Raw genomic sequence first — 18,091 nt, forward strand, 5'->3', positions numbered from 1 at the left:
GCCCCGTTGCGGGGCACTAATATGCCGCGCCGATGGTACACGTTGGGTACATCTTAGGAACTTATTTCATAATAGGAAGAAACGCCGTGAGACAAAATCAATAGGTTCCATAACATTCGATAGACGAGCTATCTCAGCAACGGCCGCTAGTCTATCCATGCCAAAGGCAGCGTCTTCCATGCATGCTGCCGTTTGATATCGGTGGGCTGGGTCCCATCCAGGATAGCTGAAACCAGGCTGGGCGACAAAAACGCCAAGCGAAGCTCCTGCCGAACGACCTTGGGGTGGATGTTTTGCGCCGCAGCGAGATTTTCGATGGTGTCGTAAGCACCGTCCTGCAGTGTGTGTAGCCAGTGACGCGCCCGAACCATCGATTGGATCAAGCTCTCGTCCGGTTTCCAGTTGTCGGTGTTGTGGTTCTCGATGAGAGATGACGAGCCCGTCGTCCGGCTCTGCCAAGGCAGAGCAATATCTCCGGGAGTACGGCCGGCAGCCGGGAGGTCATCCGGGGACGCCATCTTGATCAGCACCTCACTGCGGCTGACGATGATGCGGTCGACCAGTTGTAGGGCGGCGCGACTATCTGCTTGTGGTATCGCGCTGGTCGGCGTTCGCGACGGTAATGCCGCAAGTACGTAGTCCTCGATTTCCTGGGCGGGGACCCGGCCCAAAGATCCGACCTCGGACTTGCGGCCGCGCAACAGAGCCGAGCTTACGTAAAAGCGATACCGGACCCCATTTTTCGCCGAGAAGCTTGGGGTCATGCGGTTACCGCGGTCGTCATACAGCTTTCCCATGAAGAGCGCTTCACTGGCGGTCTGGCTGGCTTTCCGGCGGATCGAGTTGGACCGAAGAAGCGCTTGGACTGCGTCGAACACCTTGCGGTCGACGATCGGTTGATGCTCGCCTGGAAACCACTTGTCCTTGTGGCCGGTCTCGCCGACATAGACCCTGTTTTTGAGAAAGTGAGCGAGCGTGTAGCGCGACAATCAGGATGAGAATCCCGCGACAATCAGGATGAGAATGCGCCGCTGCTGGGGTGACGAAGGGAGGGCGTAGCCCGACCGGAGGCACCCCAGCAGCGGCGTGTCGGCCCGAAGGGGCCTCATTGGCGGTAACGGCGGCTGGTAAAGCATCGGCTTCTCCTTCGAGAGGACCAGTGCTTTGGCCGGCCGGCATGTCACCGATCAACAAATGAGGCTTTTCATGAGCTTGCGTCGCAACCATTCGCCAGCCGTCGCCGCTGCAAAGGCTGGTTTCAGCACCTCCGCCGCCTACCGATACGAGAAGGATCCCCGACTTCCGACCCAGAAGAAGGCGCGCCGCGCACGCCGTCGAGCCGATCCGTTCATCGACGTTTGGGAGAACGAAGTTCTGCCGATACTGAGGGCCGCCCCCGGATTGCGGCCGATCGCCGTGTTCGAGGAACTATGCCGGCGGCATCCGGAACTGGGTTCTGGAACGCGGCGGACGCTCGAGCGGCGCATTCGGGCATGGCGGGCGGTGAACGGGCCGGATCGGGAGGTGATCTTCCGTCAGGAACATCCGCCGGGTCGCATGGGGTTGTCGGACTTCACCGAGGTCGCCGATCTCGGCGTCACCATTGCGGGCCAGTTGCTGGACTGCCGGCTCTATCACTTCCGGCTGCCTTTCTCCGGCTTCGAACACGCCCACGTCGTGCTCGGTGGCGAAAGCTTTGTCGCGCTGGCGGAAGGCTTGCAGAACGCGCTGTGGTCGCTGGGCGGGGTTCCGGAGCAGCACCGCAGCGACAGCCTGTCGGCCGCGTTCCGCAATCTCGGAGCCGATGCCAAGGAGGATTTGACGACGCGCTATGAGGCGTTCTGCGGCCATTACGGCATGACGCCGACCCGCAACAATCCCGGCGTATCGCATGAGAACGGCTCGATCGAAAGTGCGCATGGCCATCTCAAGAGAGCGCTGGCCGATGCCCTGCTGCTGCGTGCCTCACGCGACTTCGACGATCTTGCGGCCTGGCGGGGTTTTGTCGACGAGATCGTTGGCCGCGGCAACGCGCGCAATGCCAAGCGTATCGATCAGGAGCGGACGGCGCTGAAGAAACTGCCGGTGCGCAAGACCGCCGATTATGAGGAGGTCAACGTCGACGTCACGACCTCCAGCGCCTTCACGTTGCGCAAGGTGTTTTACTCGGTCCCATCCCGCCTGATCGGTCACCGGCTGCGCGTACGTCTTTATGACGACCGGCTCGAATGCTTCCAGGGCGCCACGCACATCATCACCTTGCGACGCGGGCGAACCCAGCCCAACGGCAAACACGGCCACGTCATCGACTATCGCCATGTCATCCATTCGCTGCGCCGCAAACCGATGGCGCTGCTCAATCTGGTCTATCGCGACCAGTTGTTCCCCCGCCGCGTCTACGCCCGTGCGTTCGACGCCTTGCTCGCCGGCATTGGCGAAAGACCAGCCTGCCGTGCCATGGTCGGGCTTCTGGCGCTCGCACATGAACGGGCCTGCGAGGCGGAGCTCGGTGCCGTGCTGCAAGCCACGCTCGACGACGGCATCCTGCCGGATCTCAAGGCGCTGATCGAACGCTTCCGACCGAAGGGCATGGCACTACCGGTCGTCGTCGTCACGCTGCCCTCGCTCGCTATCTACGACCAGATTGCCGCGGCTGTGGGAGAAGCCGCATGAACGCGACCGTCAAGATCGACGCCGCCCGTGTCGAATTGCTGCTCAGCGAACTGCGTCTGCCCGGCATCAAGCTGATCTGGGCCGCCCTGGCGGAAACCGCCGATAAGGAAGGCTGGCCCGCCGCCCGCTTCCTGGCGGCCCTGGCTGAACAGGAGATGGTGGAGCGAAACCGTCGTCGCTTCGAGCGTCATCTGGATGAAGCCCGCCTGCCGCCGGGCAAGACCCTCGCTGCATTCGACTTCGATGCCGTGCCGATGATCTCAAAGGCGCAGGTGCAGGCTCTCGCCGCCGGTGACGCCTGGCTCGACAAGGGCGCCAATCTGTTGTGTTTTGGTCCCCCTGGCGGCGGCAAATCGCATCTGGCAGCGGCGCTCGGCATGGCCCTGATCGAAAACGGTTGGCGCGTGTTGTTCACCAGAACCACCGATCTCGTGCAAAAGCTCCAGATCGCGCGCCGCGATCTCACGCTTGAAGCGGCGATCGCCAAACTCGACAAATATCACCTGCTGATCCTCGACGATCTGGCCTATGTGACCAAGGATCAAGCGGAGACCAGCGTTCTGTTCGAGTTGATCAGCGCTCGCTACGAACGCCGCTCGATGCTGATCACCGCCAATCAGCCATTCGGTGAATGGGGAAAAATCTTCCCGGATCAAGCTATGACCCTCGCGGCGATCGACCGCCTCGTCCATCACGCCACGATCCTCGAAATGAATGTCGACAGCTATCGCCGGAAAGAGGCTCTCGACAAGGCTCGTGGAGCCGGACGACCGCCAACGCGCGCGACAATCAAAGCGTCATCCTGATTGTCGCTCCACGACAATCAACTCTACAGCACGCGATTATCGCTTGCGTTATCGTCAGGCCGCGACAATCATCCCCACGCCGCGACCGCTAAATTGCCATCCTGATTGTCGCGCTTCCCATCCAGATTGACGCGCTACACGAGCGGACCGTAGGTGAACGGAATGCCGCCGTTGTACTTGGCGACTCTGGTGGTCCGGCGCTTTGTCACGATGCCCCGGGCATTCAGGTCCGCGACCAGTTTGGCGAAGCTCTCCAGCTCCAGATAGCGCTTGAAGATTGTGCGGACGGTTTCGGCCTCATCCTTGTCGATGACCAGCTTCTTGTTCACGGCCCGGTAGCCGAGCGGCACTGTGCCGCCGGTCCATTTGCCCTTCCGCCGGCTCGCCGCGATCTTGTCCCGGACACGCTCGGACGACAGCTCCCGCTCAAATTGGGCGAAAGACAACAGCACGTTCAGCGTCAGCCGTCCCATGGAAGAGGTCGTGTTGAACTGCTGCGTCACGGCCACAAACGAGATCGACTTGGCATCGAAAGCCACGACCAGCTTGGCGAAGTCAGCGAGCGAGCGTGTCAACCGGTCGATCTTGTAGACGACAATGACGTCGACCTTTCCGGCGTCGACGTCCTTTAGCAGTCGCTGAAGTGCCGGGCGGTCAAGATTGCCACCCGAGTAAGCGGGGTCGTCATAGCGCTCGGCGAGGGCCCGCCACCCCTGCGAGGCCTGACTCTTTATATACGCCTCACAGGAGTCACGCTGGGCATCGAGCGAGTTGAATTCGAGGTCCAGCCCGTGCTCGGTCGATTTCCGGGTGTAGATGGCGCAGCGGAGCGGCTTGATCGGGCTAGAGGCCATGGCGACGCTTCTTGATGCGGATTTTCACCTCTGCCAGTTCCACGTTCCGCTTCCGGTAGTCACTGCCGCCGCCGAGCGGTGGCTTTCGCACCGACGGTTCCTTGACGTCCTGCTTGACCCGCAAACCGAAGAAGCGCGGCCCGTTCCAGCGGGTGCCGGTGATCAACTGAGCGACTTCCGAGAGATTGCCGTAGATCTGGCCGTCAAAGGCAAAGCCGTCCGCCAACACGGTCACCCGGTAGCTCTTGCCCTTCCACTGGCGCACGAGGGTTGATCCTGCCTTGATGCGTGGAGGCAGCACGAGCTTGCCGGTCGGCTTCGCGGCATAGGACTTGATCAGTTGGTCGAGCTGCCGCTGGACGGGGCGGGGAAGACCGCCATATGCCCTCTCCTGAATGCGCTGGGCGATGCTGCGTCGGAGCAGATCCGGTCCGTATGCCTGCGGCGGATCGGTACGGAACAGCTCCCGGTAACGGCCGCGCAACTGGATGATCGGCACGGCCGGGAGCCGATCTAGCTCGGCCTCGACTGCTGGATCGCGATGTTTGGCGTTGGTCACCGGCATCACCGCTGACCGACCGGCTTGGCGATCTTGTAGACCCGGACCTCGTCAACCATCTCCGATGAAAGCTTGAGATTCAGCTTCTTCTTCACGACCCCGGCCAGAAATCCGCGCACGGAATGGGGCTGCCAATCAGTGGCCTTCATGATCGCAGCGATGGTGCTGCCCGTCGGCTGGCCGAGCATGGTCAGGACCTTCTGCTGCTTGGACGAGATGGCGGCCGGTTTTGCTGGGGAAGCGGAGGAGGGAGACGGGGGCTTGGTCGGGCGGGCTTTGCTTGCCGATGCCGGTTTCTTAGCGGCCGAACGGCTGGGGTTTGCTATCGCATGAGCCGGTTTTGCGGGGGCTGATTTCTTATTTGCCGTGGTGGCCATCTTGCTCTCCTGTTCGACGACAGCATCCGCTGCCACCGACACAGCCCCGCGATGGCGGGGCCAAGGAGAGCCAAACTAGACCTGCTTACTCTCGGCTGAGCCGGCTAATCAACGAGGCGGCGTCATGTAGGCGGCCAGCCTCGTAGAGCATCTGGTCGATCTCCATGGAAAAAGTGATGCCCTCCGTGACGCTGCCCGAGGCAGCGCAGATGTCGGCGGCCCTGCCGATGCGGGCCGCATCGGCCAGTCGAATGGCGATTTCGCTCAAGATGAATTTAAAGGCGGGGTCGATTGCTGCGCGGTCCATGGCGTCCTCCCTGAACTGGACGTAGTACCGCTCTGGTGCCGCCGAAAGTCGAGCGATTGTCGAGCAATCTTGTGGCTCTTACTGGCTCCGCCCGATCATGAAATGATCGATGAAAACGCCGCTGAACCCATCCCCACGGCTAGCGAACCGACTTCCTGGGTCTGCCAGCCACCTTCTAGGTCGGTTCGCCCGCCACGAAGGCCTTAAGCAGCTTGACAGGATCGGCGTCCAGGGCCCGAGCAATGGCAATAAATTCGATCAGGTCGATCCGGCGCTCTCCACCCTCGTATTTTGCGATGAAGGACTGAGGTTTCCCGAGCTTCGCGGCCAATGGCTGCTGTCGAACGCCGGCATTCTCCCGCACAGCAACAAGCATGGCGATAAGCCGGGCGTATTCCGCCGATTTGAGGGACTTCTGCATGCGCCGCCAGGGCCGGGAATTGGCGGCGGCAAATTTGATCCTAGAATAGGATTATCCCAAAACTGGATAGTGCGGCCCACAAGCATTATTGTCTGCGTCGACCACGCAATTGGGCTGGCACAAACTTGGGCGTACAATGAACGATGCACTCAGAGCCGCTGTATTCGCACGTGATAAAGCTATCTGTTCGTTTTCCGGTCTTTCCGTCTGGTATCTCGATCATGGCACGGCGCCTTTTTCGCACGCCGACTGGGTCGATCATGTCAAACCGAAGTCGCGAGGTGGAAAGGACACCTTAGAAAATCTGGTCTGCGCTTCATTTTTCTACAACTGCAAGAAGCTCAACAATGGATCAGACTGCCAATATCTTTTCAGCGAGGGCGCACCGACCGAAATCTTTTACTTTACACACGGAGAGCTTTCATCCCAGCAAGCCTCGCTACTGAACAGCCATAAGAATATCACGGCCCCCGACTGGTACTTCAATAGAGCGATCTACAATGTGATGGTTGCCATCCAGAATGACCTTGCCAAGGTAGACGCAACGCGCGACCGCGAGTATTGGTTGACCTCAGCCCGCAAGCGGATCGAAACCTGGAAGAAAATGACTAGCGCAATTTCCTCGTTCGAATCACGAGGGCTTGTGCGTTTCCCAGATGCCGAAGATATAAATTTGATGCTTAGCCTTTGCTCTGCCCCATATGAAAAATGGGGGAAAATATACAAGCAACTGCTGAAATGCACGCGCGACAATGAAAATACACTGGCAAAGTTTCTAAAGGCGAAAAGTGCGTCTGCTCGGAAGCGCACAGTTTTGGAGGCCGAAGCAAAGCGCTTCGTGACAGCACCATTGATCGAGGTGATCCGCAAAAATGCAGGTCTGTTATAGAAGATTCGGCGGCGCTTTAAGCGCCGCCGCTGATGTCAGCATCACTTGCCATGTCTATTTCTTACCGAGCAGCTTTGTTTTCAGCGCCTTGATCCTGTCGTCGTCGACCTCTGATCGAAAATCGATGTCCCACGGTAAACCAAGAGACCGCGAAATAGTCCCAATCATCTTCCAGACGAACTTCAGCTCCTCGTGGGTATCACGCAGATCGGTGTCACTCGTATCGGAGGCCAGAATGTCATTCATCATCGTCTGCCACCATTTGAGCAGGCTGAGCATGAGAGACAACAATTCGTCTTCGTCCGGCGTGGTTGAAATGCACGCATACTCCTCCTTTTCGAAATCGAGCACGATCGTATCAGGGTGAGGACACCCAGGCGGCAATTTTAACCTGCGAGTTCCAGCCTCCGTGAAGCGCTTTTCCCAAGACATCTTATATTCTACAGCCAGCGCGAAGCGCTCCGCCTTCTTTTTCGCGCGCCTTTCCTGAGCAAGGGACAGGCCTTCAAGTGCAATTTTCTGAGCGCGCGTATCACCGCTCGCTGCCTGACGGTTCAGTTTCCTAACAATTACGCGCGCCGTCGGCATCGATGTCTCCTTTCCATTGTCTTTGACTGCCATAAACCGAGCGCCCTCTTCCTCAAAAATCTGCGCAAGGTCGTCCGGGGCAGGGTCCTTGTTCTTCGCGCCCTTTGGCCGACCGTTCGGATTCGGTGACTTTCCCGGTTTGAACTGATGGTCCTTCGGCGGTTTCCCATAACCGACTTCGTAATCGCTGGATGTCGGCGGCGTTCTGGAGCCCTTCTTCTTCATGGCGCGCTCACAGAACGTTGAGAGCGGCAAGCCGCTCGGGCGCCAACTCGTCGAACGTAACGCCGGTGTCGGCGTGGACCGCATCTTTTTTAGTAATTGCCTGCCAACGGCGAATAGCCGTGTCGACGTAGGCGGGATCAAGTTCCAGGCCATAGGCATGCCGGCCAACGCGCTCGGCCGCCAGGATGGTCGTGCCTGACCCACAAAACGTATCGAGCACAATATCGCGACGCTTTGTGCAGTCCCGCATCGCGTCGCTCACCAGTGCGACGGGCTTAACGGTAGGGTGATCGCGCAGATCGTCCATGCGCCCCTTGCGGAAGGTGTTGACGCCGGCATACGGCCAAACGTTGCTGCGGGAACGACCATGGCGCCCCAGCTCAACGTTGTTCAAGTGCCCCTTATCGCCAACCCGCAAGACCAGGATTTCCTCATGCTGGCTGCGGTAAAAACTACCCTGGCCGGCATTGGTCTTGGTCCAGACCGCCGTATTGATGTGAGCACCATAGATGCCATTCGCGACCATCGTCAGTTCAGCGAGGTTTCGCCAATCCATGCACACATAATGAAGAGAGCCGTTGCTTGAGACCCGCACTGCGTTGGACAGGCAAGAGGTCAAGAACTCGCGAAATTCCGCGGGCGTCTGCTCGCCGGAGGCCTCGGCGAATTCGCGATGCTTCGTCTTCCCGCGGCCAACAACGCTGGCAACCGAGACGTTATAGGGCGGATCCAGGAAGGCCATCGACGCACACGCACCACCCATGAGGCGATCAAGATCCGTCTCATTCCGGGCATTTCCGCACAGCAAGCGGTGAGGACCGAGAAGCCAAAGATCGCCAAGCCGGCTAATCGGCTTCGAAATGACATTGTGAAATTCGTCGTCGGGGTCGCGCTCGGGGCCGCCGAAGTCGACCATCAGCTGATCGATCTCGGGGATATCGAAACCCGTTAGCGTGATATCGCTGCCCTCAATCTCGAGCTGTGCGCTAAGTTCGGGAATCTCAAAAGCCAGCTTCTGACGATCCCAGCCGGCATTTTCGGCAATCTTGTTATCCGCCAGCATAAGCGCCCGCTTGCGGGCATCCGACAAACCGGTCACGGTGATGACCGGTACAACGCTCAGCCCAAGGCTCCGAGCAGCCTCCAGCCTTCCGTGACCGGCAACGATGACGCCGTGTTCGTCGGCAATGATCGGGTTCGTGAAGCCGAACTCGGCGATGCTGCGGGCAATCTGGCCCAGCTGCTTCTTGGAGTGCGTACGGGCATTCCGCTCATTCAGGGTCAATGCCAAAATTGACGTCTCAGCCTTATAGGTGATGGCAGACATAACCGCTCCTTCGGCGCAGAAGGCTCTGCGCTGCGAGTTAATTGCAAAGGGTGAAAGTCAGCCCGAATTCATCGCCACGCATTGCGGCTCGACGGCTTCTTTATCGGAGCGCTTCGCTCGCGAATTAGAAGGGGGCCCGGCATTGCCGGCAGACCTGGTAAGCGAGTTAGCAGCGGAGCCGTTGGCTATCGCACTGTGGCTTACAAACCTACGATACAAGTTCTTTCTAAAAGGTGCAACGAATGATCTTTACTCTCTTTGCGTGAGTAAAGATTCGCGTAATGGAGCGATATGGAACGGCGGCTCATGGCGGATATTGTTGAAAAAGTCGCTTTCCGCTCCGGTTCGAAATTTCCTAGCCTCGCTGGTGTGCCTCGCTCATAGTGACCTGAGGGACCGCATCGCATCCCGCAAAATCGATCACGGGTCATCGAGAGTTGGCAGAAGCAGCGTCCAACGACGGATGAGACTGAACGCGGGTTTTGGCAAGATTTTTGAGGTCGATCAATTTTCGACTTTTTCAACAGTATCGGCGCCAAGCGGCCATCGGGATCTGTTTCCAGAAAACTCTCCGCACGCTGCATCGAACTTGGTGCATTCGTCCGTCTTTAGAATCCCAAGTTAATCTCGCTCTTACCTGCCAGCTTCTGAGAGCTTGGGCTCTTGTCCGTCGACCGGCGAGATTGCGGTGAGATCGAACGACTCCCCGCGCAGCAACGACAGTGTGGCCAGCGCGCGGTCTCGGTCGCCTTCGAGGAGTTGGCCGAGGTGGGTCACGGCTGCGTTCGGCTTGCGCTGCCGTATGGTCCTCAATGTTGCGACCATGAGGTCGGCACTCATGCGGCGGATGTCACCCGTTTGATAATCCAGCGGCGTCTTCCAGATGGTTTCCCAGACCGTCTGATTTGCGAGATCGGTGAGAAGCTCGACCAGCAACTCGTTCCCCGAACCGCGCGCGATCGTTTTCACGGCGCGCGTCGTAATATACGCGAAGGCGACAGGATCATTGACCTCCACCATTGCTTTCAGTTCGTCGCAACGGCGCTCCAGCGTGTCGACAAAGCTTTCGACCGGCGAGGTCGCCATCGTGCGCACCGCCAGCATCGACAGCGCGGCCCGGACATTGAACAGGTCGGCAACCGACTTCAGCGACAAGGGCCGGATATACGCGCCACGGCGCGGACGAACATCGACGAGGCGGCGGCGCTCGAGGATACGGATGGCTTCGCGGATTGGCCCGCGACTGACGCCGAAGTCGCGCGCCAGATCAAGTTCGACCAGTCGATCGCCGGCTTTGCGCCGGCCTGACACGATTTCGGCACCGAGTTCTTCCGCGACCTGATCGGGAAGCGTGCGCGGTTCAAACCGCTTTGCCTGATCTTCCTCGTGGCCCGTCAATGGCGTGCGGAGCGTCGCGTCCATGACTTCCTCCCGGTCGCTGATGTCTGCTCATCCATCATATGGTTCATTTTAGCGCATTAGTCTATTGTTGACAATTGACAGTTCATGCCGTTTCATCGTTGGGCTGACGCGCAAGACTCCGGCCAAAGCCGGGCTGCGATCGACGTTCCCGGCACAAGATCGGGAATCGCCAGGGAGGTGAACATGGAGATGACGTCAGCTCTGACGTTTGCGTCGCCAAACCCATCGTTGACCGGGAGCGCCGCGGCCAACCCCGCGCGCCGGCTTATGGCCTTGTTGCGCACTTGTCGCCTTATGGATGTTGCAAGACGCCGGTTGGACGTGCCGCAATGACAGGCCTTGCCGATATTGCTCTAACCGCCCTGCCAGCTGACGCAGCTCAGGCGTCAGTCAACGCGGTGTCGCTCCTCGAGGTACGTAATCTCTCGCTGTCTTTTGCTACGGGCCGAAATGCGCTGTCGATCACGCGAGACGTCAGTTTCTCGATAGCACCCGGAGAGCGCGTTGGGCTTGTAGGCGAAAGCGGCTGCGGCAAGACGGTGACCGGCCTGTCGCTGCTTCGACTGTTGCCACCATCCGCCCGCATCGAGGGAGATATCCTGTTCAACGGCGTCAACCTTGCGACGCTGTCGCCGCGCCAACTGCGCGCGGTGCGCGGTCGCGACATCGCGATGATCTTCCAGGAGCCGATGAGCGCGCTGGATCCGGTTTTCACCGTCGGCGAACAGATCAGCGAAGCCTACCGTACGCATTTCCCGGTCAGCCGGGCGGAAGGGCGCGAGCGTGCCATCGCCGCGCTGCGCGAAGTCGGCATTCCCGCGCCGGAGCGTCGCTGCGACGAATATCCGCACCAGATGTCGGGCGGCATGTTGCAGCGGGTCATGATCGCGATGGCGCTGATCTGCAAGCCTAAGCTTCTTGTCGCCGACGAACCCACCACGGCGCTCGACGTCACCGTGCAGGCCCAAATCACCGACCTGTTGCGCTCGCTCAGCGAACGGACGGGAACGGCGCTGGTTTTCATCACCCATGATCTGGGCGTCGTTGCCGAGACCTGCACCCGCATGATCACGATGTATGCTGGAGAGGTCGTGGAAGATGCGCCGGTCGATGACGTGCTGACGCGACCGCGGCATCCCTATACGTCCGGCCTGCTGCGCTCGCTGCCGGGGCTCAGCCAGCGCCGTGGCGTCCTCGCGTCGATCCCGGGCCGCGTGCCGTCGCCTAGCGCCATGCCCCCCGGTTGCCGGTTTCGGTCGCGGTGCCCGCATGCCATCGCAGGCTGTGAGCAGGAGCAACTCCTGCTCGATATCGACGAGGATCGTGCGGCACGTTGCTGGCGCGCGCCCGAACTCGAATTGCCAGGGGCGGTAAACTGATGTCGTCGCTTACGCATGACAACCCGGTCGTCAAGGACCGCCGCGAGGTTCTTGCGGTGCGGGACCTGCGCATCCTGTTTCCGACGCGTGACGGGCGCGACACGGTCAAGGCCATCGACGGGATGGATTTCGAGGTACGCAGCGGCGAGACGTTTGGCGTGATCGGCGAGTCCGGTTCCGGAAAAACCACGCTCGGGCGCGCGCTGGTATCGCTGTTGCCGCCAACGCACGGCCATATCCTGCATGACGGCACCGATCCGGCGACGCTCGGCACCGGCGCATTTCGAAAACATCGCCGCGACTACCAGATCATCTTTCAGGATCCGAACGCGGCGCTCAATCCGCGCATGACGATCATCGACAGTGTGGTCGAGCCGCTCGAGATCATGGGCGACGGCGACCATGTTTCGCGTCGTCGCCGCGGCATCAAGGTGCTGGAGCGCGTCGGCCTCGCCCCCGAGGTAGCGGACCGCTATCCGCATCAGTTATCCGGTGGCCAGAAACAGCGCGTCAATATCGCGCGCGTGCTGACGCTGCGGCCGAAGGTGATCGTCTGCGACGAGGTTGTGGCAGCCCTCGACGTTTCGATCCGCGGCGACGTGCTCAACCTGTTCGCCGACCTACAGCGCGAATTTGGGCTGACCTACGTTTTCATTACCCATGACATTGCTGTGGTTTCGCATATCTCGGACCGCATCGCCGTTACCTATCTCGGCAAGCTGATGGAGCTTGGCGACGCGAAGGATGTCGTGGAGCGGCCGCTGCATCCCTATACGCGGGCGTTGCTTTCGGCCGAGCCGATCCCGCTGCCGTCAAGCATGCGCGTCGATCGTCGCATTATCCTGGAAGGCGAGATTCCGAGCCCGGTCTCGCCGCCCTCGGGCTGTCGCTTCCGTACGCGTTGCCCCTCGGTGCAGCCGCGCTGCGCGGAGGAAATGCCCGCCTGGCGCGAGGTGAAACCGGGTCATCGTGTGGCCTGCCACTTTGCGACGGCCGACGGGCCGCCGCCCGACAATCAAAAAGCGCAACGCGCATCATAAAACTGGGAGGAGACACCATGCGAACGATCGACCTCGGGAACGCGACGTTGCGTCGCCGCGATATTCTCGCGCTGATGGGCGGCGCCGCGGCGACTGGCGCGCTTGGATTGCCGGCGCTGGCGCAGGACGCCAAGAAGGGCGGCGTGTTGAAGGTCGCAGCGCCCGCCAATCCGTCCTCGCTCGATCCGGCGACCGGCGGCGCCGGTTCGGATCACAGCATCCTGTGGACGATGTATGACACGCTGGTCATCTGGGATTACGAGACGCTGAAGCCGAAGCCCGGCATGGCGAAGTGGTCGTTTCCCGATCCGAAGATCATGGTGCTCGACATCACGGCCGGCATCAAATTTCACGATGGAACCCCGCTCGATGCCGAGGCGGTCAAGTTCAACCTCGACCGTAGCCGCACCGACCAGCGTTCAAATATCAAGCCCGACGTGTCCAGCATCGAAGCGGTCGAGGTGACCGGCCCGCTGCAGGTCACCCTGAAGCTGAAGAACCCGGATACCGCGCTGCCCGCGATCCTCAGCGATCGTGCGGGCATGATGGTGTCGCCGACCAACATCAAGGCGCTCGGCAACGACACCGATCGCAAGCCGGTGGGCGCGGGCCCGTGGAAATTCGTTCGTTGGAACGACAACGAAATCATCGTGGTGACACGTCACGAGGATTACTGGCAGAAGGGCCGGCCCTATCTCGATGGCATCGAGTTCAACATCATTCCCGAGAACGCCACGGCGTTGCGCTCCGTGGTGGCCGGGCAGAACGATATGGCGTTCCAGTTGCCGGCGCGGCTGAAGCCGGTGATCGAACGCGCAAAGAGCCTTTCCGTCGTAAGTTCACCGACGCTGTACTGCATCCAGCTCTACCTCAACTATGGCCGTTCGCCGCTCGACAATCTCAAGGTCCGCCAGGCGATCAATTTCGCGCTTGACCGCGATGCCTTCGTCAAGGCGACCTTGAGCGGACTGGGCGAGCCCGCCCGCATGACGCTGCCGAGTTCGCACTGGGCCTTCAACAAGGATGTGGCGGGGACCTATCCGCACAATCCCGACAAGGCGCGCGAACTGCTCGCCGAGGCCGGATACAAGGACGGCCTCGAACTGACGATCGGCGGCTACATGGATCAGGATTCCGTGCGCCGCGGCGAGGTGATCCAGGACCAACTCGGCAAGGCCGGCATCCGTCTCAAGTTCACCCGAGGGACGATCGCCGAAATCAGCGCGCAGTTCTTCGCTACCGAGAAGAAGTTCGACCTCCTTGTGTCGGCATGGACCGGTCGTCCGGACCCGAGCATGACCTACGGGTTGAGCTTCGACAAAGGCGCATACTACAATGCCGGGCGCACCGGTGACCCGGAGCTTTCGAAACTGATCCAAGAAAGCCGCATCAGCGAGGATCTCGCCAAACGCGCCGAAGTGTTCGCCAAGATCCAGCGTTTCACGGTTGAAAACGCCCTGTCGGCGCCGCTCGCCTTCCAGTTCGAGCTTGATGCCTTGTCGGCCAAGGTCAAGGGCTTCTCGCCGAACCTGCTCGGCAAGCCGAAGTTCGAGAACATCTCCCTCGGGTAGATCCTCGGTTAATCTCTGGGCGCCGCGATCTCGCGGCGCCTCATTCGGATGTAAAATCTGCATGTTGAATTCCGCACGTTTCCGCATCGTCGGCCGGCGCCTGCTGCAGACGATCCCCGTAGTCGTATTGTCGACTTTCATCGTGTTCGGCCTGCTCAAGCTGGTGCCGGGTGACGTTGCCGTGACGTTGGCCGGCGACAATGCGTCCGACGAGCGCATCGCCGAGATCCGCGAGCTCTACGGTCTGAACAAGCCGTTCTTCCTGCAATACGGATCGTGGCTGTGGAAAGCCGCGCATGGCGATCTGGCGCATTCGTTGATCTCCAACGAGTCGGTGCTGACCTCGATCCAGCGCTGCCTGCCTCACACGCTGTTGATCGTGTCGCTCGCACTGCTGACGGCGCTGGTGATCGGGATTCCGCTCGGCATTGCCGCGGCAGTCAAGCCGGGCTCGTGGATCGACGGTGCCGTGATGGCGATCGCGTCACTTGGCGTCGCGGTGCCGAACTTTTGGCTCGGCATGTTGCTGGTTGCGTTTTTTTCGCTGCAACTGAACTGGCTGCCGGCGACCGGCGCGGTATCGCTGATGACGGATCCGTGGGCTGCGCTCAGCCACGCCATCCTGCCTGCGTTGGCGCTGGCGTCCGGCGGGGTCGCTGAAGTGGCGCGGCAGCTTCGCTCCTCGCTGGTCGAGATCCTCTCTTCCCAGCAGGTGCGGACGCTGCATGCCAAGGGTCTGCCGCCGTCGTCGATCCTGTGGCGCCACGGCTTGAAGAACGTGAGCGTCAACCTGCTCACCGTTGTCAGCCTGCTGGCAAACCGCATGCTTGCGGCGACCGTGGTGGTCGAGGCCGTGTTCGCGATTCCCGGCATGGGCGGGCTGATCGTCAACGCCGCCATGCACAGGGATTTTCCCGTCGTTCAGGGCGTGGTGTTCACCATGGTGCTGATCGTCGTCACGCTCAACCTCCTGACCGACATTCTTTATAGCGTGCTCGATCCGAGGATCTCCTCATGACCGACACCGGCATCCCCGCCGGGCGCCGGCCCGGGCGTCTCTCCGGCTTTGCGGGCTGGCTCGTTAACGACATTCGCGGTGCGCTCAGCCTGGCTATGCTGGTCACGTTGTTGCTGATTTCGCTACTCGGCCCGTGGATCTCGCCCTATGCGCCTGCGGCGCAGGACCTTGACGCCGCGATGGCGCCGATGTCGGCGGAGCACTGGCTCGGCGCCGACGATCTCGGCCGCGATACGCTAAGCCGACTGATCTATGGTGGCATGGCTTCTCTCTATGCGAGCTTCCTCGCGGTGATCATTGCCGTTCTGATTGGCGTGCCGGTGGGCATCCTCGCCGGCTATCTCGGCGGCTGGGTCGATACCGTGATCAGCCGCATCATCGACAGCTTCCTGTCGTTTCCAGCGATCGTGCTGGCCATCGCCGTCACCGGCGCGCTGGGCATCGGGCTCACCAACGGCATGATCTCGGTCGGCATCGTGTTCGCTCCGCAATTGGCGCGGCTGGTCCGCGCCCGCACGCTGGTGGTGCGCAACGAACTTTACGTCGATGCCGCGCGCTGCTTCGGCGGATCGACCAAGCGCATTCTGTGGCGCCACGTTCTGCCGAACGCGATCCAGCCGGTGATCGTGCAGGTGACGCTGCTGCTTGCCGCGGCGCTGCTGGCGGAGGCGAGCCTCAGCTTTCTCGGGCTCGGCATCCAGTCACCGGACCCGAGCTGGGGCGCAATGCTCGCGCGTGCCTATCAGAACATGGAGATCGCACCGGAACAGATGTATCCGCCGGGCATCGCCATCCTCGTTACGGCGCTGGCGTTCAATACGCTAGGGGAGTCGCTGCGCGTCGCGCTCGATCCCACCATGAAGCGCAACTGATCCAATCAAGAAGGAAGACGGTCATGACCGCAAGTACCGAGGAAGCCGACTATCTCGCTGCCCTGCATGACCTGTGGGACAAGGCATGGCCCGAGCGAACGCCGCGCAAGCCACAATATCCGCATGGCGAGATCCCGCTGACCGAATATCTGCGGGCTTGGGCAAAGACGCGGCCCGATCACCCCGCGGTGATCTTTTACGGCCACGTCACCACCTATGCCGAGCTGGATGCGCAGAGCGATCGGTTTGCGGCGCTGCTGATGCAGAAGGGCGTCGGCAAGGGCGACCGCGTCGCCGTATTCCTGCCGAACTGCCCGCAATTCCATATCGTGTTCTTTGGCATCCTGAAGCTCGGTGCGATCCATGTGCCGGTCAGCCCGCTGTCGCGTGCCTTCGAACTGGCCTACGAACTGAACGATACCGATGCCGAGGTGATCGTCGCGCTCGACCATCTGGCGTCAGTGGTCGCGCAGGTCAGGGGCGAGACCAAGCTGCGTGATGTAATCGTCACCAGTCTTGCCGAGGTGATTCCGGAGGCGCCCACTATTCCGGTGCCGGAATCGGTGCGCGCGCCGCGCGTCCCTGTGCCTGGCGCCACCGATCTGCTGCCCGCGCTGGCGGCCATGCCTGCGCCGAAGCCGCTGCCGCCGGCGTCGCTCGATGACGTCGCCGCGCTGAACTATACCGGCGGCACCACCGGCATGCCGAAGGGCTGCGTGCATACCCAGGGCGACATGGTCTATACCGCGGCGGCCAATCACGGCATCTCCGTCGTTGCGAACGAAGACAGTGTCTTCCTGTCGTTCTTTCCGGAGTTCTGGATTGCCGGCGAAAATCTCGGCCTGATTTTTCCGTTGTTCACCGGCGCCACTCTGGTTCTGTTGGCGCGCTGGGACGCGGTCGGCACGTTGTCGGCGATTGATCGCTACAAGGTCAACGTCACGGCGATGCCGGTCGACGGCGCCATCGAGCTGATGGAGCATCCGCGTTTCGGGGAATTCGATTTGTCGTCGCTCAATCAGGTGCGCGTCGTTTCGTTCGTGAAAAAGCTCAATCCCGACTACCGTAAACGCTGGAAGGACCTCACGGGAACGATCCTTACGGAATCATCGTGGGGCATGACCGAAACCCATACCTCGAACACGTTCACGGTAGGCTTTCAGGGGGACGATTATGACCTGACCTCGCGGCCGATCTTCGTCGGTTTGCCGGTGCCGGGCGCGGAGTTCAAGATCACGGACTTCGAGACAGGCGACCTCGTGCCGCTTGGCAGCGACGGTGAAATTCGCGTGCGTACGCCGTCGCTGCTGAAGGGCTACTGGAATAAGCCGGAGGCGACCGCGGAGGCGCTGGTCGATGGCTGGCTGCGCACCGGCGACATCGGCACCATCGATCCCCAAGGGTTCTTGCACTTTCTGGGCCGCCGCAAGGAGATGCTGAAGGTCAAGGGCATGAGCGTATTTCCACCGGAGATCGAGGCGCTGCTCGGGCAACATCCCAAGGTTCTCGGATCCGGCGTTGTCGGACGCGAGGATGCCAGCAAGGGGCAGGTGCCGGTCGCCTTCATACAGCTCAAGCCGGAGATGATCGGTACCATCACCCCGGAAGAGGTGCAGGCGTGGTGCGCCGAACGGATGGCCGTCTACAAGGTGCCGGAAGTCCGCTTCATCACAGCACTGCCGATGACCGCCACCGGCAAGGTGAAGAAGCAGGAACTCGACGCCAGCGCGCCCCTTTAGTCGAAACTCGCCATGTCCCACGGG

At 61.0% G+C, this 18,091-nt stretch carries 17 protein-coding genes and 1 pseudogene; 9 read left to right on the forward strand and 9 right to left on the reverse strand.

The features are described from left to right. Positions 1-146: 146 nt before the first annotated feature. Complete coding sequence (locus FNL56_RS07550; RefSeq protein ID WP_143581909.1) at positions 147-989, reverse strand: recombinase family protein; 843 nt, start codon at positions 987-989, stop codon at positions 147-149. Positions 990-1,164: 175 nt separating this feature from the next. Between FNL56_RS07550 and istA the strand changes: the two genes are divergently transcribed. Together istA and istB are read left to right on the forward strand one after the other, a co-directional pair. Continuing rightward, positions 1,165-2,673 (forward strand): IS21 family transposase, encoded by a 1,509-nt coding sequence (gene istA, locus FNL56_RS07555; RefSeq protein WP_143581760.1) that lies wholly within the window; start codon positions 1,165-1,167, stop codon positions 2,671-2,673. Further along, positions 2,670-3,479, forward strand: a complete 810-nt coding sequence (gene istB, locus FNL56_RS07560) for an IS21-like element helper ATPase IstB (protein WP_143581761.1) — start codon at positions 2,670-2,672, stop codon at positions 3,477-3,479. Before istA ends, istB begins: the two co-directional genes overlap by 4 nt. A gap of 140 nt (positions 3,480-3,619) precedes the next feature. Here the strand turns inward: istB and FNL56_RS07565 are convergent. The 5 genes and pseudogenes from FNL56_RS07565 to FNL56_RS07585 form a co-directional block, all read right to left on the reverse strand. Continuing rightward, positions 3,620-4,333, reverse strand: a pseudogene (locus FNL56_RS07565) (recombinase family protein); the annotation flags it as partial. Continuing rightward, the gene (locus FNL56_RS07570; RefSeq protein WP_143572247.1) at positions 4,323-4,898 is read right to left on the reverse strand and encodes a DUF2924 domain-containing protein; all 576 of its coding nucleotides are present in this window, start codon (positions 4,896-4,898) and stop codon (positions 4,323-4,325) included. The gene FNL56_RS07570 and the pseudogene FNL56_RS07565, both read right to left, overlap by 11 nt. Next, entirely contained in the window at positions 4,898-5,269 is a 372-nt protein-coding gene (locus tag FNL56_RS07575) for a DUF3489 domain-containing protein (RefSeq protein WP_143572248.1), read from the reverse strand. Before FNL56_RS07575 ends, FNL56_RS07570 begins: the two co-directional genes overlap by 1 nt. An 85-nt stretch (positions 5,270-5,354) precedes the next feature. Then, a complete protein-coding gene (locus FNL56_RS07580; protein WP_143572249.1) occupies positions 5,355-5,576 on the reverse strand; it encodes a hypothetical protein in 222 nt (73 codons plus the stop codon). Positions 5,577-5,751: 175 nt separating this feature from the next. Next, on the reverse strand, positions 5,752-5,997 hold the full coding sequence (locus FNL56_RS07585; protein WP_143572250.1) for a helix-turn-helix domain-containing protein: 246 nt from the start codon (positions 5,995-5,997) through the stop codon (positions 5,752-5,754). A 136-nt stretch (positions 5,998-6,133) separates the two neighbouring features. Here FNL56_RS07585 and FNL56_RS07590 point away from each other — a divergent pair, with 136 nt between their 5' ends. Beyond that, positions 6,134-6,886, forward strand: coding sequence for an HNH endonuclease (locus tag FNL56_RS07590; protein WP_143572251.1), 753 nt, complete (start codon positions 6,134-6,136; stop codon positions 6,884-6,886). A 54-nt stretch (positions 6,887-6,940) separates the two neighbouring features. On the opposite strand, the gene FNL56_RS07595 is transcribed toward FNL56_RS07590, so the two are convergent. From FNL56_RS07595 to FNL56_RS07605, 3 genes are all read right to left on the reverse strand, one after another. Beyond that, the gene (locus FNL56_RS07595; RefSeq protein ID WP_143572252.1) at positions 6,941-7,699 is read right to left on the reverse strand and encodes a DUF5681 domain-containing protein; all 759 of its coding nucleotides are present in this window, start codon (positions 7,697-7,699) and stop codon (positions 6,941-6,943) included. 7 nt (positions 7,700-7,706) lie between these two features. Next, positions 7,707-9,026 carry a site-specific DNA-methyltransferase gene (locus tag FNL56_RS07600; protein ID WP_143572253.1) on the reverse strand — a complete coding sequence of 440 codons (1,320 nt, stop codon included), beginning with the start codon at positions 9,024-9,026 and terminating at the stop codon, positions 7,707-7,709. 633 nt (positions 9,027-9,659) lie between these two features. Continuing rightward, complete coding sequence (locus FNL56_RS07605) at positions 9,660-10,448, reverse strand: GntR family transcriptional regulator (RefSeq protein ID WP_143572254.1); 789 nt, start codon at positions 10,446-10,448, stop codon at positions 9,660-9,662. Positions 10,449-10,777: 329 nt separating this feature from the next. Between FNL56_RS07605 and FNL56_RS07610 the strand changes: the two genes are divergently transcribed. From FNL56_RS07610 to FNL56_RS07635, 6 genes are all read left to right on the forward strand, one after another. Beyond that, the gene (locus FNL56_RS07610; protein WP_143572255.1) at positions 10,778-11,827 is read left to right on the forward strand and encodes an ABC transporter ATP-binding protein; all 1,050 of its coding nucleotides are present in this window, start codon (positions 10,778-10,780) and stop codon (positions 11,825-11,827) included. Beyond that, the gene (locus FNL56_RS07615) at positions 11,827-12,867 is read left to right on the forward strand and encodes an ABC transporter ATP-binding protein (RefSeq protein WP_143572256.1); all 1,041 of its coding nucleotides are present in this window, start codon (positions 11,827-11,829) and stop codon (positions 12,865-12,867) included. Before FNL56_RS07610 ends, FNL56_RS07615 begins: the two co-directional genes overlap by 1 nt. A 17-nt stretch (positions 12,868-12,884) precedes the next feature. After that, on the forward strand, positions 12,885-14,438 hold the full coding sequence (locus FNL56_RS07620) for an ABC transporter substrate-binding protein (protein WP_143572257.1): 1,554 nt from the start codon (positions 12,885-12,887) through the stop codon (positions 14,436-14,438). 61 nt (positions 14,439-14,499) lie between these two features. After that, on the forward strand, positions 14,500-15,456 hold the full coding sequence (locus FNL56_RS07625) for an ABC transporter permease (RefSeq protein WP_143572258.1): 957 nt from the start codon (positions 14,500-14,502) through the stop codon (positions 15,454-15,456). Next, positions 15,453-16,328: an ABC transporter permease gene (locus tag FNL56_RS07630; RefSeq protein WP_143572259.1), complete on the forward strand. Its 876-nt coding sequence runs from the start codon at positions 15,453-15,455 to the stop codon at positions 16,326-16,328. Before FNL56_RS07625 ends, FNL56_RS07630 begins: the two co-directional genes overlap by 4 nt. Before the next feature lie 23 nt (positions 16,329-16,351). After that, positions 16,352-18,067 (forward strand): AMP-binding protein, encoded by a 1,716-nt coding sequence (locus FNL56_RS07635; RefSeq protein WP_143577667.1) that lies wholly within the window; start codon positions 16,352-16,354, stop codon positions 18,065-18,067. Positions 18,068-18,091: the final 24 nt, after the last annotated feature.

Source organism: Tardiphaga sp. vice304, from assembly GCF_007018905.1.
In the GTDB taxonomy this organism is placed as follows: Bacteria; Pseudomonadota; Alphaproteobacteria; order Rhizobiales; family Xanthobacteraceae; genus Tardiphaga.

Coding starts and splice junctions, on each gene's coding strand:
- istB (WP_143581761.1), top strand. CDS start 2,670: ATGAACGCGACCGTCAAGATCGACGCCGCCCGTGTCGAATTGCTGCTC.
- FNL56_RS07570 (WP_143572247.1), bottom strand. CDS start 4,898: ATGCCGGTGACCAACGCCAAACATCGCGATCCAGCAGTCGAGGCCGAG.
- FNL56_RS07575 (WP_143572248.1), bottom strand. CDS start 5,269: ATGGCCACCACGGCAAATAAGAAATCAGCCCCCGCAAAACCGGCTCAT.
- FNL56_RS07580 (WP_143572249.1), bottom strand. CDS start 5,576: ATGGACCGCGCAGCAATCGACCCCGCCTTTAAATTCATCTTGAGCGAA.
- FNL56_RS07585 (WP_143572250.1), bottom strand. CDS start 5,997: ATGCAGAAGTCCCTCAAATCGGCGGAATACGCCCGGCTTATCGCCATG.
- FNL56_RS07590 (WP_143572251.1), top strand. CDS start 6,134: ATGAACGATGCACTCAGAGCCGCTGTATTCGCACGTGATAAAGCTATC.
- FNL56_RS07595 (WP_143572252.1), bottom strand. CDS start 7,699: ATGAAGAAGAAGGGCTCCAGAACGCCGCCGACATCCAGCGATTACGAA.
- FNL56_RS07600 (WP_143572253.1), bottom strand. CDS start 9,026: ATGTCTGCCATCACCTATAAGGCTGAGACGTCAATTTTGGCATTGACC.
- FNL56_RS07605 (WP_143572254.1), bottom strand. CDS start 10,448: ATGGACGCGACGCTCCGCACGCCATTGACGGGCCACGAGGAAGATCAG.
- FNL56_RS07610 (WP_143572255.1), top strand. CDS start 10,778: ATGACAGGCCTTGCCGATATTGCTCTAACCGCCCTGCCAGCTGACGCA.
- FNL56_RS07615 (WP_143572256.1), top strand. CDS start 11,827: ATGTCGTCGCTTACGCATGACAACCCGGTCGTCAAGGACCGCCGCGAG.
- FNL56_RS07620 (WP_143572257.1), top strand. CDS start 12,885: ATGCGAACGATCGACCTCGGGAACGCGACGTTGCGTCGCCGCGATATT.
- FNL56_RS07625 (WP_143572258.1), top strand. CDS start 14,500: ATGTTGAATTCCGCACGTTTCCGCATCGTCGGCCGGCGCCTGCTGCAG.
- FNL56_RS07630 (WP_143572259.1), top strand. CDS start 15,453: ATGACCGACACCGGCATCCCCGCCGGGCGCCGGCCCGGGCGTCTCTCC.
- FNL56_RS07635 (WP_143577667.1), top strand. CDS start 16,352: ATGACCGCAAGTACCGAGGAAGCCGACTATCTCGCTGCCCTGCATGAC.